The organism is Mycobacterium venezuelense (assembly GCF_054919535.1).
Genome location: NZ_JBONDW010000004.1, coordinates 318928 through 331694, shown reverse-complemented (window position 1 = coordinate 331694; position 12767 = coordinate 318928). Strand labels below are relative to the sequence as shown.

The window sequence follows — 12767 nt, the reverse complement described above, 5'->3', positions numbered from 1 at the left end:
CTCCTCCGACGGGCCGTAATGGCTGTCACAGCTGCGTGGCTTTCCTTCTCTGTATACGGCGGGCCCATCAGCGGCGTTGCACCGGGTCGGCTCCGTAAGCGACATCACACGTCACGTGGAATTAACACGATGCTTCTTAAGTTGAATGAGTCAAGAAAAGCTCATAGGAAGGGTCACTGAAATGAAGAAGGTCGGATTCACCGCAATGATCGCCAGCGGACTGGCAGCCGCCGTGTTGGGCCTGGCCGGTCCTGCGTCGGCCGACGTCGGCCATCACGACTGGGTGAAGGACATCCAGCAGCGCGCCACCGTCAGCCATACCGCCCCGGTTTTCGGCAACGGCCGCTGACACGCCATACCGTCAAAAAGGGCGCCCCATCAATCCGGGGCGCCCTTTTTGTTGTGGTTCAGCGCTTTTCGGCTGTGACGAACGTGGAGAACGCGTCGCGGTCGTGCTCGTGAGTCATCTCGACGACGCGGTCGAGCCTGCTCATCTCGTCAAGCGAGTGCAGACCCTGCGCCTGCCAGCCATGTGCGTTCAGCCAGTCCGCGACATCGGCGCGGTCGGGGTCTTCGTAGATGAGTTCCTGGATGTCGAGCGCCGAACCCAGGTTGAACTGATCGGCGAACTTCTGGAAGCGTTCCCGCATCTCCTCGCGTCGCTCACTCGAGGTGACGCCTGCGGTCTCCGCGGCAATGCGGCTGCCCGGCGCCGACAACTCGGTCACGAGCTCGAACAGCCGGTCCTGCGCGTCGGCAGGCAGGTACATCAGCAGGCCCTCGGCCAGCCACGCGGTGGGCTTGCTGTCGTCAAAACCCGCCTCGCGCAGTGCCTTCGGCCAATCGAACCGCAGATCGACCGGGACCTCCCTGCGCTGTGCGGCCGGCTGCACGCCATGCTCGGCAAGCGTGGCCGCCTTGTACTCCAGCACCTTCGGTTGGTCGATCTCGTACACCGTGGTGCCGGCCGGCCAGTCCAGCCGGTAGGCGCGCGAATCCAGACCCGAGGCGAGGATCACGATCTGGCGGATCCCGGCGTCGGCCGCCTTGGCGAAAAAGTCGTCGAAGAAGTGGGTGCGCACTGCCTGGTAGTTGCCCATGTGCTCGAAGATCGCCGCAGCCTCCGGGTCGGCGTTCTCGATCTTGCTGGCAAATTCGGTGTCCAGCAACGACTCCCACACACCGGTCCCGGCACCGGCGACCAGGATCTTCGCGTACGGGTCGTTGATCAGTGCGTCTTCGCGCTCGGTTTCGCCGGCCCGCGCGGCCGCGACCATGACGGCCGTCGCGCCAACGCTGGTGGCGATGTCCCAGGTGTCGTCATGCGTCCGCAGTGAGCTCATTCGGTTTCTCCGTCCAGTCGGGCGCGCAGCAGCACGCTGTCCATGCCGAGTTCGGCCAAATCGGTGTCTCGGGCGGGGCGGCCCAGCCGGGCCATCTCCTCACTGCTCGCAACCGCGTCGACGTCCCAGCCGTGCGCGGCCAGCCACTCGCCTGCGTCGGCGCGGTCGGCATCGGCGTACATCAGGGAGTCGACGTCGATATCCAGATCGAGTTGGGTGCGCATGTGGGCGGCGCGGGCCCGGCGCTCGGCGCGCCGCTCCTCGGTGTAGCGCTCGGGATCGATGTTGAACGCTTCGACGGCGATGCGGCTTCCGGGCGCGCTGTTCGCGCCAACCAACTCGAACAGCCGGTCCTGGGCGTCGGCCGGCAGGTACGGCAGCAGTCCTTCCGCCAGCCATGCGGTCGGCTGTGCCGGGTCGAATCCGTTGCCGATCAGGGCCGCGGGCCAGTCGTCACGCAGATCGACCGGAACCGGAACGTAACGCGACCGGGCAACGGCGCCGTGCGCATCGAGCGTCGCGGTCTTGTACTGCAACACCTTGGGCTGGTCGATCTCGAACACCGTCGTGCCCGCGGGCCAGTCGAGTCGGTAGGCGCGCGAATCAAGACCGGCGGCCAGGATCACGACCTGCCGGATACCCGCGTGCGCGACCTCGGCGAAGTAGTCGTCGAAATAGTGTGTCCGCACGGCCTGGTAATCGCGTGCCATCTCATGGATGCGACGGGCATCCTCATCGTCGCCGATCCAGTACGGGTCACTGCTCGCGAGCTGGGCCCAGGCCGGGCCTGCCGCCGACACCAGTAGGAATGCGAACTCGTCGCGGATCAGTGGATCGGGCTGCGCGGTCTCAGCGGCCCGCGATGCCGCCACGCCCAGCGCGGTTGCTCCAACACTCTCGGTGATGTCCCAGCTGTCCCCTGCAGTCCGAACGGACTGCGCTTCGCTCAGATCAGTCATTTAGTAGCAATGCTACTAAAACTTAGCCAGGCTATTGGGTGGCGTGCGTCACGCCACCGGTCAATCGCGAAGTTGCCAGAGCTTGTTGGCCATGAGCATCTCGAACTTGTCGACGATGACGCCGAGTTCGCCCTGCCTGCCGACATACCCAGCGTAGAAGCCCATGCCCCACATCACCGCGACGAGCATTTCCACGATCGCCGGGATGTCGGTGTCGGTGTTGAGCTCGCCGCGCTCGATCGCGTCGTTGACGGCCCACTCCACGAACTCACGCGAATTCTTGAGCGCATCGTGCTCTTCGGAGACCAGCTCGGGATGACGCTGTGACTCCAGCACCGAGGTGACCAGGAACGCGGCCGCCGACCGATCCGCCGATTCGGCATCCATCGCGGCAGCGAAGAATGCCGAGAGCCGGCCGAGAAGTGTGGTGGCTTCGCGCGCTCGGGCGATGCCCGCGGCAATCACGGTCGCATTCGTCTGTTCGACCACCTCGCGGTACAACACGCGTTTGCTACCGAAATAGTGATTGATGGCCGGCCTGGTGAGATCGGCTCTGACCGCTATCGCCTGAAAGGTGGCTGCGTCATAGCCGAGTTCGCTGAACACCTCGCGTGCGGCATGCAAGATGCGCTCGCGTGTCTCCGCTGCCTTAGCTGCCGGAGGACGACCCGGTCCTCGGCTCGCAATGTGCGCCACGGTCAAATTGTGCCACACGTCACCTCGGCACTCGCACGGAGTATCTATTCCGACTTTCGCGGACGCATTTGCCAGCAAATACCCCTGGAAATCGGGCCTTGACCGACGAACTAGGGTGACCCGAATGGCGGGCGTCGTTTCACGGGAGTCGTACTTCGACACCGGTCTGGACGTGTTGTCCGACCTTGGCTACGGCGGTCTGAAACTCGCCGAGGTGTGCAACCGGCTCGGCGTCACCACGGGGTCCTTCTACCACTACTTCCCCAACTGGTCCGCGTATACCAAAGAACTCATCGCACACTGGCGGCAGGCACGGACCCTTCGCGTCATCGAGGCCGTGCGCACCGACCCGGACCCGCATCGCCGCATCGAAACCCTCATCGAAGAAGCGCTCGCACTGCCACACGGCGCCGAGGCTGCCATCCGGGTGTGGAGTTCGCTCGACCCCGAGGTGTACACCGTTCAGGCCGTCGTCGACCAACTGCGGTTCGACATCATCTATGAGTCGGCGCGCGAGATCATCGGCGACGACCTCAACGCACGCTATTTCGCGGCGTGGGGTGTCTATCTGATCGTCGGATACGAACAGAGCACACTGCCGCGCGACACCGAGGCACTGAAGTGGATCTCGTTTCAGATGCGCGACGCGCTGGAGTCGGGCCGGTTCACACCGACACCTGAAACCAGCTAGAGACGCCTACGATCGGGACTCATGCTGACCCCGGCCGATCTGTGGCACCGGGCAGCAGACCGGCTGCGTGATCGCGACCCCGAGTACGACGCGCTGCGGCGTGCGACCCGCGCGGGAATCGTGTTGCCCATCGCCGCCGCGATCGGCTTCGCCGTCGGCGCCGGCTCCCAAACACCACTGTTCAGCATCTTCGGCGCGGTTTCCCTCCTCATCACCGCGGACTTCCCGGGTAACCGCCCGGCTCGTGCGCTTGCCTACTGCGGCTTGGCGTTCAACGGGGCAGTGCTGATCGTGTTGGGCACGCTGATCGCCCCGCATGTCTGGTTGAGCGTGCTGGCGATGTTCGTGATCGGCGTGGTCGTGGCGTTCTCCGGGGTGCTCAGCGAGATCGTCGCCGCCGGTCAGCGCGCAACGCTCCTCTTGTTCGTGCTGCCGCTGTGCACACCCGTCGGGCCGATTCCCGAACGGCTGCTCGGCTGGCTCATAGCGCTCGTGGTCTGCGTGCCCGCGGCGCTGTTCCTCTTTCCTCCGCGTCACCACGACGAACTACGCCGGTACGCGGCACGCGTGTGCCGCAAGCTGGCCGACCGGCTCGAAGGCAAGGCGTCCGCGCGCGACGTCACCCGCGCGATGAACGAGTTGTACGCGAGCTTCCTCGGCGCCGACTACCGGCCCGTCGCATTGACCGCAGGAAGCCGGGCACTGGTCCGGGTCGTCGACGACCTCGGCTGGATATCCGACCGGATCACCGACGAGACGGGCGAATTGCTCGGGGCCATGCGCGATCCCGCGGTGCGTGTCCTGCGCGACAGTGCCGCGGTGCTGCGCATTCATGACGCCGCTGAACGTGCGGCACGCGGCGCGGACCTGCGGGCCGCACTCGATGAGCAACGCACCGTCGCGCAAGGCACCTACCGCGACGACATCGCCGCGATCCTCGGCAGCGCCGACGACGCGGCCGCCGTCGAGGTCGGCCGCAAACTGCTCATCCGCCGCACCATCTCGGCGACCGTCGCGGTGACCGGGCGCATCATCGGCAATGCGGCGCTCGCCGACGCCAGGCCCGTCTGGGCCCGCGTGCTGGGCCGGCGCCTGCCCGAGACCGGAGCCGCCGAATGGGTCATGCCCGAGACCGTGGCGGTCGCCGCGATCGCCAAGGGGTTCCTGGCGACCCGGGCGGTCGTGTTGCGCAACAGTCTGCGCACCGGCCTGGGGCTTGCCCTGGCCGTCGCGGTCACCCATGTCTTTCCGGTCGAGCACGGGTTCTGGGTGGTGCTCGGTGCGATGTCGGTGTTGCGCAGCAGCGCGCTGACGACGGGGACGCGGGTGTTGCGTGCCGTGGCCGGGACGGCGCTGGGTTTCGTGCTGGGCGCGGTGCTCATCGAACTGGTCGGGGTGGATCCGATGGTGCTGTGGATCCTGTTGCCGATCGTCGCATTCGGTTCGGCCTACGTGCCTGAAGTGGCATCGTTCATCGCCGGGCAGGCCGCATTCACGATGATGGTGCTCATCAACTTCAACCTGATCGTCCCGACCGGCTGGCGGGTGGGATTGATCCGCGTGGAGGACGTCGTGGTCGGTGCGCTCGTCGGCATCGTGGTGTCGGTGCTGCTGTGGCCGCGTGGGGCCAAGGCGTCGGTGTCCAAGGCGATCGACCAGGCCCGCGCGGTCGGGGCGGAGTTCCTCAAGGCCGCCGTGCTGCGCGTCACCCGGGGCGCCTCGGAGGAGGCCACCGACCGCGTGATCGCGCTCAGCCACGCCGGCCTGGAGGCCTCACGGACCTTGGATGACGCAGTGCGTCAGTATCTTTCGGAGAACGGCGGACCCACCGATCAGCGCGCTCCGGTGGTCCGGGCAGCCAACCGGGCCACCCGGGTGCGGGCGGCCGCCGAGCTCATCGCCGACGTCGTACCGCCCCCGCTCGGCGTCTATCAGACCACGCGCGAGTCGATCGAGACCCACGCGAAAGCGATCTGCGACCGGCTCACCGGCGCGGACACGACCTCACCGCTCGTGCCCATCGGCGACACGTTCGTGCTGGCGTTGCGCGCCGAGGCCAATGACGGTGACGGCCTTGCGGTGTCGGCGGCACTGCCGCTCGTGACCGTGGCCGCCAACCTCGGCGAGCTGGAGTTGCTCTACCCACAGCCCGCCGAATCGGTGAGTTAGCTCGGTATCAGCGCAAGGGGCGGTGCGGCATCAACGCGTTCGGCGGGATCTGGCCGAACTTGCCTGCGTTGTAGTCCTCCAGCGCCTGGATCAACTCCAACTTCGAGTTCATCACGAACGGGCCGTAGTGGAAGACGGGCTCGCGAATCGGCTTGCCGCCCAGGATCAGAACCTCCAGCGCGGGCCGGTTCGAATCCTGTGTCTCCTCGGCGGCCACGGTGATCCGGTCGCCGGGGCCGAATACCGCGAGCTGGCCCTGGTGGATGGGGTGTGCGACCGGCCCGACGCTGCCGCGCCCGGACAGTACGTACACCAGCGCGTTGAAGTCGCGGTTCCACGGCAGGTTGAGCTGCGCACCCGGTTCGATCGTGGCATGCGCCATGTTGATCGGCGTGTGCGTGCTCCCCGGCCCCTGGTTCCCGTCGACCTCGCCCGCGATGATGCGGACCAGCGCGCCACCGTCGTCCGACGACAGCAGCTTGACCTCGTTGCCCTCGATCGCCTGGTAGCGCGGGCTGGCGAACTTGTCCTTGCGGGGCAGGTTGACCCACAACTGGATGCCGTGGAACGTCCCGCCGCTCTCGACGAGCTCGGCCGGCGGCGTCTCGATGTGCAGGATGCCCGAACCCGCGGTCATCCATTGCGTGGCGCCGTCGGTGATCAAGCCGCCGCCACCATGCGAATCCTGGTGCGCGAAGCGGCCGTCGATCATGTAGGTGACGGTCTCGAATCCGCGGTGGGGGTGCCAGTCGGTGCCCCGGGGTTCGCCGGGCTCGTATTCGACCTCACCCATCTGGTCCATGTGGACGAACGGATCGAGGTCGGCCGCACTCACTCCGGCGAATGCACGCACGACGGGGAAACCCTCGCCCTCATAACCGCGCGGGCCGGTCGTGATGGACCGCACCAGACGTTCGGTGTCGGCCGCCTGAGCTGCCGCGATGCGGGGCAAGGTCAAGGTGTCCGCAGTGATGGCTGGCATCGGTACCTCCTGGGGTATCTGAGCTGATACTCCTATAACCGGACCACGGTCCGATTATTCCGCGGCCAGGCTCCGCTGCGCTGCGGTGCGCGCGCCGGCCGCCGTGGCCGTGGCCAGCACCGCGTCGGCAGCGTCGCGACACTGCTGCGCTGTCACCTGCGCGAGCTTGGCCCCGACGCCGGGGATCGCGGCCGAGGCAGCCGACAACGACGTCACCCCGAGTCCGACGAGCACGCACGCCAGCAGCGGGTCGGCGGCGGCCTCACCACACACCCCGACCGGCTTGCCCACCGCCGCACCGGCCCGCACGGCCATGGCCACCAGCGCGAGCACCGCGGGCTGCCACGGATCGGTGAGGCCGGCGAGCTCGGCCGACATACGATCGGCGGCCATCGTGTACTGCGCGAGGTCGTTGGTGCCGATCGACAGGAAGTCCACATGCTCGAGGATCTTGTCGGCGAGCAGCGCCGCGGCCGGCACCTCGATCATCACGCCCGGTGTGAGGCCGTGGGAACGCACCTGCGCGGCAAAGGATTTCGCCTCTTCGGCGGTGGCGATCATCGGGGCCATCACCCACGGCCGGTTGCCCGTCGCTTCTGCTGCCGCCGCGATCGCCTCGAGTTGGCGGTCAAGCAGACCGGGGTTGCCCTCGGCGATGCGGATACCGCGCACACCCAGCGCCGGATTGGCCTCGTCGGGATGGCCCACGAATTTCAAAGGCTTGTCCGAACCCGCATCCAGGGTGCGGATCACTACTTTGTGGTCGGCGAACGCCTGCAGCACCTCACCGTAGATCTGCGCCTGCTCGTCGACGGTCGGTTCCTTGTCGCGGTTGAGGAAGCACAGCTCCGTGCGGAAGAGTCCAATGCCTTCGGCCGGGGTCTCGCGGGCCGCCCTGGCCGCCGCGCCGTCCTGCACGTTGGCCAGGATCGCGACCACATGACCGTCGGACGTGGCGCCAGGGCCGGCCCACTGCCGGGCCGCGGCCGCCGCGCGCTGTGCGGTGGCGAGTGCTGCGGCCGCTTCGGACGGGTCGGGATCGGCGGTCACCGTGCCAGAGGTTCCGTCGAGCAACACCATGGTGCCCGCGGCGATCGCGTCGAGACCGGTGACCGCGACCACGCACGGGATTCCCAGCTGCCGCGCGATGATCGCGGTATGGCTCGTCGGCCCCCCGAGAGTTGTGGCCAGACCGACGACGAGCTGTGGATCCAGACCGGCGGTGTCGGCGGGCGCCAGATCCTCGGCACACAGGATCGACGGAACGTCGGGCAGCGGCACACCCGGCTCCGGCAGGCCGGACAGCTCGGCGATGACCCGGTCCCGGATGTCGCGCAGGTCGGTGACGCGTTCTGCCATCAGACCGCCGAGCTGGGTGAACAACTCCACGAATTGATCGACGGCCTCCGACACCGCACGCACTGCCGGAGCCCCGGCGGCGATGCGTTTCTCGGCGGCGCCCAGCCACGCCCGGTCCTGGGCAAGCGTGGCGGTCGCGGCAAGCACTTCCGACGCGGCGCCCGTCGCGTGGGCCGCGCGGTCCCGCAGCCGGGTTGCGACGGCCGTCGTGGCGGCGTTGAAGCGGCCGGCTTCAGCAGCCCGGTCCGCCTCCTCGATGTCGGCGCCGGGAGCCTCGACCTCCGGAAGACGTCCCGGCCGGATCACCGGTGCGTACTGAACGCCCGACACCACCGGGACCCCTCGGAGAAGCTTCAGTGACGCAGCCGGAGAGGAAGTGCTCATGTGAGACAGATTACAAGAAACCATTGACAAGTCAACACAGCCAAGCGTAAAACAACACATATCAACATTCATACGCGGTACGAGCCACACAAACGGAGACCCATGTACGCCGAAGAGCGCCAGCAGGCCATCGCCGAACTGGTGATGAGCCGGGGCCGCGCCTCGGTTGCGGAGCTGGCGCAAACCTACGACGTGACCACCGAGACCGTCCGCCGCGATCTCGCGGTCCTCGACAAAGCCGGGGTGCTGCGGCGTGTGCACGGCGGCGCGGTGCCCGTTCGCAGCCTGCATCTCGTGGAGCCCGGCGTCGGGGAACGCGATACCACCCGCGCTGAGCAGAAGGATGCCATCGCCGCCGCGGCCGTCGACTTCTTTCCCTTGAGCGGCGCCACGGTGCTGATGGATGCCGGAACGACGACCGCGCGCGTCGCCGCCGAGATCCCGGTGGACCGTGAGCTGACCGTCGTCACCAACTCCGTGCCGATCGCCGGTCGCCTGGCCGCCATGCCGACGGTCACGCTGCAGCTGCTCGGCGGACGGGTTCGCGGCCTCACCCAAGCGGCGGTGGGCGAGCAGGCGCTGCGGGCACTCGACACCATGCGCGTGGACATCGCGTTCATCGGCACCAACGCGATCAGTGTGCGCCACGGTCTGTCGACCCCCGACACCGAGGAGGCCGCCGTCAAGCGGGCGATGGTGCGCGCCGCGAATTACGTAGTGGTGGTGGCCGATTCGTCGAAGGTGGGTCAGGAGGACTTCGTCAGCTTCGCCCCACTCGACAGCGTCGACACGCTCATCACCGATGCGGAGATCGACGAAACCGACCGCGAGCAGCTCGTCGGGCAAGGCGTCGAGGTCGTGATCGCATGATCGTCACCGTCACGCCCAATCCGAGCCTGGACCGCACGGTCACGCTCGCTACGGCACTCACCCGCGGTGCGGTGCAACGAGTCGACTCGGTCACTATCGAACCCGGCGGCAAGGGCATCAACGTTGCGCGTGCCCTCACCCTGGCCGGGGTCGACGCCCGGGCCGTGTTGCCCGCGGCCGACGACGATCCACTGCTCGCCGCGCTGCGCACACATGCCGTTCCGTTCACCGGAGTTCCGATCACCGAACCCGTGCGCACGAACCTTGCGATCACCGAATCAGACGGCACCACAACAAAACTCAACGAGCGCGGCGCCCGTCTGGACCCGGCAGCACTCGATGCGCTGACCCGCTGCGTGGTCACCGAGGCGCAGCAGGCCTCGTGGGTCGTGTTGTCCGGTTCACTGCCGCCGGGGGTTCCGCACGACTGGTACGCACACGTGGTGCGACTGCTCGCGCCCATGCCGTGCCGCGTAGCCGTCGACACGTCCGAGAAGCCGCTCGCGGAACTGGCGGCTGCCTTCGATGTCGCCGCACCCGACCTCATCAAGCCGAACGCCGAGGAGCTGGCCAGCATTGTCGGCGCGTCGTCCACCGCCCTGGAAACCGCTGCCGCACAGGGTGATCTGTCTCCCGTCGTGAGCGCTGCCGAACGCCTGGTGTCCCGCGGCGTCGGCGCGGTGCTCGCCACGCTCGGCGCCGCGGGCGCAGTGCTGGTGAACGCCACCGGAGCCTGGCTGGCCACCCCACCGCCGATCGTGCCGCGCAGTACGGTCGGCGCAGGCGATGCGTCCCTGGCCGGCTACCTGCGTGCCGCGGTCGGCGGCGCGGAACCGCCTCGGCGGCTCAAGATGGCCGTCGCCTACGGTAGTGCCGCTGCCGCGCTCCCCGGCTCCGCATTGCCCGCCCCCGCGCAACTCGATCTGGACGCCGTTCGTGTCACCCCGCTCGTCACCACCAACCCGGAAGTACTGCAATGACTCAATCGATCATCACCACCGATCTGGTCCTGCTCGACGTCGACGCGGGCGGTGACAAGGAGGCGGTCATCACGCACCTGGTCGGTGCGCTCGCCGAGGCCGGGCGAACCAGCGACACCGACGGCCTGGTCGGTGCTGCGATGGCGCGCGAGGCGCAGTCGGCCACGGGCCTGCCGGGTGGCATCGCGATTCCACACTGCCGCTCGCCCTACGTCGACACTCCGACCATCGGCTTCGCTCGCCTGTCCCCCAAGGTGGACTTCGGCGCGCCCGACGGTCCGGCCGATCTGGCCTTCTTGATCGCCGCCCCGGAATCCGGTGGAGCCGAACACATGAAGCTGTTGTCGAGCCTGGCCCGCGCCTTGGTCCGCAAGGATTTCGTCGAGTCGCTGCGTGCCGCGTCGAGCACCGATGAGGTGGTGACGCTCGTCGACGGTGTCGTGAACCCGACCCCGGCGCCCGCTGCTGCTCCTGCTCCTGCAGCTCAGCCGGAACCGGCCAAGCCCGTGTCGATCGTCGCAATCACCGCATGCCCCACCGGAATCGCCCATACCTACATGGCCGCCGATTCCCTCAAGCAGGCGGCCGAGAAGGCCGGGGTCGACTTCACCGTCGAAACCCAGGGGTCGTCGGGCAGCACCCCACTCTCGGCGGCAACCATCGCCGCGGCCGACGCGGTCATCTTCGCCACCGATGTCGGTGTCAAGGACCGCCAGCGCTTCGCAGGCAAGCCCGTCATCGCATCCGGCGTCAAACGCGCCATCAACGAACCCGACGTGATGATGGCCGAAGCCATAAGCGCCGCAGGCGATCCCGATGCGCCACGGGTCGCCGGCTCGGCGGAACCCGCCGGGTCATCGGGGCCTGCGGGCGACGTCGGCTGGGGCACCCGCACCCGGCAGATACTGCTCACCGGTGTCAGCTACATGATCCCGTTCGTGGCCGCCGGTGGTCTGCTGATCGCACTCGGATTCCTGTTCGCCGGCTACGAGATCGGCAATCCGCCGGACGGCGCGCAACCGCTCGCCTACGGGATGAACTCACTCGGCCACCACATCGCCGTCACCAATACCCTTGCCGACCTCCCACCGGGCGGCCTGGTGCAATATCTCGGGGCGGTGCTCTTCACGCTCGGCGGGCTGGCCTTCATGTTCCTCGTTCCCGCGTTGGCCGGCTACATCTCATTCGCGATCGCCGACCGTCCAGGTATCGCACCGGGTTTCACCGCCGGAGCCGTCGCAGTCTTCGTCGGCGGCGGGTTCATCGGCGGCATCGTGGGCGGTCTCATCGCCGGCTTCGCGGCGCTGTGGATCAGCCGGATCAGCGTCCCGCAGTGGTTCCGCGGCCTCATGCCCGTGGTGATCATCCCGCTGTTCGCATCGTTGATCGTCGGCCTGTTGATGTTCATGCTCCTCGGCCGCCCGCTGGCCTGGTTGACCACCAGCCTGACCGACTGGCTCAGCGGAATGACCGGAACCTCGGTGATCATTCTCGGGGTCATCCTCGGCCTGATGATGTGCTTCGACCTTGGCGGCCCGGTCAACAAGGCCGCCTACGCATTCGCCACGGCCGGTCTCAACATCGCCGACCCGGCCACGCTGCGGATCATGGCCGCGGTGATGGCCGCCGGGATGGTGCCGCCGCTGGCGATGGCGCTCGCATCGACCATCCGGCCGGGGCTGTTCACCGAGCCGGAGCGGGAGAACGGCCGCGCCGCGTGGCTTCTCGGGGCGTCATTCATCACCGAGGGCGCCATCCCGTTCGCTGCTGCCGACCCGCTACGGGTGATCCCGTCGATGATGTTCGGCGGAGCCGTCACCGGCGCACTGGTCATGACGTTCAACGTGACGCTCAAAGCACCACACGGCGGCATTTTCGTGTTCTTCGCAATCGGCAACCTGCTGTGGTTCCTGGTCGCGCTCGCAGTCGGCACCGTCGTCAGCGCCCTGGCCGTCGTCACGGCCAAACAATTCGCCAAACCATCCGTCACCACGCCGGAAGCACCGGCGCTGGCCACCACCTAAGGAGAACTCATGCCCACCAAGACCGTTACTGTAGGCTCCGCGATCGGACTCCACGCCCGCCCGGCAGCCATCATCGCCGAAGCCGTGGTCAACGCCGGGGTTCCCGTGACGTTGTCCGTCGACGGCGGTGAACCCGTCGACGCCGGCTCGGCCCTCATGATCATGACGCTCGGTGCGGGCAACGGCGCCCAGGTGACCGTTGAGTCCGACGATGCCGAGGCGCTGAAGAAGATCGCCGGACTCGTCGAGCAGGATCTCGACGCTTAACTGGTCTTCGGCTGCGCGCAATCAGGGAGCGGCCTTTCCGTCG

The 12767-nt window shown here is 67.7% G+C and carries 12 protein-coding genes; 7 read left to right on the top strand and 5 right to left on the bottom strand.

Annotated elements, in window-relative coordinates:
- The first annotated feature begins 181 nt into the window (after positions 1 to 181).
- Positions 182 to 349, top strand: coding sequence for a hypothetical protein (locus ACRCUN_RS08990; protein WP_462141273.1), 168 nt, complete (start codon positions 182 to 184; stop codon positions 347 to 349).
- Positions 350 to 407: 58 nt separating this feature from the next.
- Here the strand turns inward: ACRCUN_RS08990 and ACRCUN_RS08985 are convergent, their stop codons facing one another.
- From ACRCUN_RS08985 to ACRCUN_RS08975, 3 genes are read right to left on the bottom strand one after another with little or no spacing between them, the layout of a single operon-like run.
- Positions 408 to 1343: a class I SAM-dependent methyltransferase gene (locus tag ACRCUN_RS08985; RefSeq protein WP_462141272.1), complete on the bottom strand. Its 936-nt coding sequence runs from the start codon at positions 1341 to 1343 to the stop codon at positions 408 to 410.
- Entirely contained in the window at positions 1340 to 2302 is a 963-nt protein-coding gene (locus tag ACRCUN_RS08980; RefSeq protein WP_462141271.1) for a class I SAM-dependent methyltransferase, read from the bottom strand. Before ACRCUN_RS08980 ends, ACRCUN_RS08985 begins: the two co-directional genes overlap by 4 nt.
- A 60-nt stretch (positions 2303 to 2362) precedes the next feature.
- Entirely contained in the window at positions 2363 to 2998 is a 636-nt protein-coding gene (locus ACRCUN_RS08975) for a TetR/AcrR family transcriptional regulator (RefSeq protein ID WP_462141270.1), read from the bottom strand.
- Between the two features lie 124 nt (positions 2999 to 3122).
- On the opposite strand from ACRCUN_RS08975, the gene ACRCUN_RS08970 reads away from it, so the two are divergent.
- Together ACRCUN_RS08970 and ACRCUN_RS08965 are read left to right on the top strand one after the other, a co-directional pair.
- Positions 3123 to 3689 (top strand): TetR/AcrR family transcriptional regulator, encoded by a 567-nt coding sequence (locus ACRCUN_RS08970; protein ID WP_462141269.1) that lies wholly within the window; start codon positions 3123 to 3125, stop codon positions 3687 to 3689.
- 21 nt (positions 3690 to 3710) lie between these two features.
- Positions 3711 to 5858 (top strand): FUSC family protein, encoded by a 2148-nt coding sequence (locus tag ACRCUN_RS08965; RefSeq protein ID WP_462141268.1) that lies wholly within the window; start codon positions 3711 to 3713, stop codon positions 5856 to 5858.
- Positions 5859 to 5865: 7 nt separating this feature from the next.
- Here ACRCUN_RS08965 and ACRCUN_RS08960 read toward each other — a convergent pair whose 3' ends face one another.
- Together ACRCUN_RS08960 and ptsP are read right to left on the bottom strand one after the other, a co-directional pair.
- Positions 5866 to 6840: a pirin family protein gene (locus tag ACRCUN_RS08960; RefSeq protein ID WP_462141267.1), complete on the bottom strand. Its 975-nt coding sequence runs from the start codon at positions 6838 to 6840 to the stop codon at positions 5866 to 5868.
- Positions 6841 to 6894: 54 nt separating this feature from the next.
- Positions 6895 to 8583, bottom strand: a complete 1689-nt coding sequence (gene ptsP / locus ACRCUN_RS08955; protein WP_462141266.1) for a phosphoenolpyruvate--protein phosphotransferase — start codon at positions 8581 to 8583, stop codon at positions 6895 to 6897.
- Between the two features lie 102 nt (positions 8584 to 8685).
- Between ptsP and ACRCUN_RS08950 the strand changes: the two genes are divergently transcribed.
- The 4 genes from ACRCUN_RS08950 to ACRCUN_RS08935 are packed head-to-tail and all read left to right on the top strand — an operon-like array spanning position 8686 to position 12724.
- A complete protein-coding gene (locus ACRCUN_RS08950) occupies positions 8686 to 9453 on the top strand; it encodes a DeoR/GlpR family DNA-binding transcription regulator (protein ID WP_462141265.1) in 768 nt (255 codons plus the stop codon).
- Positions 9450 to 10433, top strand: a complete 984-nt coding sequence (locus tag ACRCUN_RS08945; RefSeq protein ID WP_462141264.1) for a 1-phosphofructokinase family hexose kinase — start codon at positions 9450 to 9452, stop codon at positions 10431 to 10433. The genes ACRCUN_RS08950 and ACRCUN_RS08945 overlap by 4 nt, the downstream gene beginning before the upstream one ends.
- Positions 10430 to 12457: a PTS fructose transporter subunit IIABC gene (locus ACRCUN_RS08940; RefSeq protein WP_462141263.1), complete on the top strand. Its 2028-nt coding sequence runs from the start codon at positions 10430 to 10432 to the stop codon at positions 12455 to 12457. The genes ACRCUN_RS08945 and ACRCUN_RS08940 overlap by 4 nt, the downstream gene beginning before the upstream one ends.
- A gap of 9 nt (positions 12458 to 12466) precedes the next feature.
- Positions 12467 to 12724, top strand: coding sequence for an HPr family phosphocarrier protein (locus ACRCUN_RS08935; RefSeq protein ID WP_462141262.1), 258 nt, complete (start codon positions 12467 to 12469; stop codon positions 12722 to 12724).
- Positions 12725 to 12767: the final 43 nt, after the last annotated feature.

Excerpts from the sequence above, each read along its gene's own strand:
- ACRCUN_RS08990 (WP_462141273.1), top strand. The coding sequence starts at position 182 with ATGAAGAAGGTCGGATTCACCGCAATGATCGCCAGCGGACTGGCAGCC.
- ACRCUN_RS08985 (WP_462141272.1), bottom strand. The coding sequence starts at position 1,343 with ATGAGCTCACTGCGGACGCATGACGACACCTGGGACATCGCCACCAGC.
- ACRCUN_RS08980 (WP_462141271.1), bottom strand. The coding sequence starts at position 2,302 with ATGACTGATCTGAGCGAAGCGCAGTCCGTTCGGACTGCAGGGGACAGC.
- ACRCUN_RS08970 (WP_462141269.1), top strand. The coding sequence starts at position 3,123 with ATGGCGGGCGTCGTTTCACGGGAGTCGTACTTCGACACCGGTCTGGAC.
- ACRCUN_RS08965 (WP_462141268.1), top strand. The coding sequence starts at position 3,711 with ATGCTGACCCCGGCCGATCTGTGGCACCGGGCAGCAGACCGGCTGCGT.
- ACRCUN_RS08960 (WP_462141267.1), bottom strand. The coding sequence starts at position 6,840 with ATGCCAGCCATCACTGCGGACACCTTGACCTTGCCCCGCATCGCGGCA.
- ptsP (WP_462141266.1), bottom strand. The coding sequence starts at position 8,583 with ATGAGCACTTCCTCTCCGGCTGCGTCACTGAAGCTTCTCCGAGGGGTC.
- ACRCUN_RS08950 (WP_462141265.1), top strand. The coding sequence starts at position 8,686 with ATGTACGCCGAAGAGCGCCAGCAGGCCATCGCCGAACTGGTGATGAGC.
- ACRCUN_RS08945 (WP_462141264.1), top strand. The coding sequence starts at position 9,450 with ATGATCGTCACCGTCACGCCCAATCCGAGCCTGGACCGCACGGTCACG.
- ACRCUN_RS08940 (WP_462141263.1), top strand. The coding sequence starts at position 10,430 with ATGACTCAATCGATCATCACCACCGATCTGGTCCTGCTCGACGTCGAC.
- ACRCUN_RS08935 (WP_462141262.1), top strand. The coding sequence starts at position 12,467 with ATGCCCACCAAGACCGTTACTGTAGGCTCCGCGATCGGACTCCACGCC.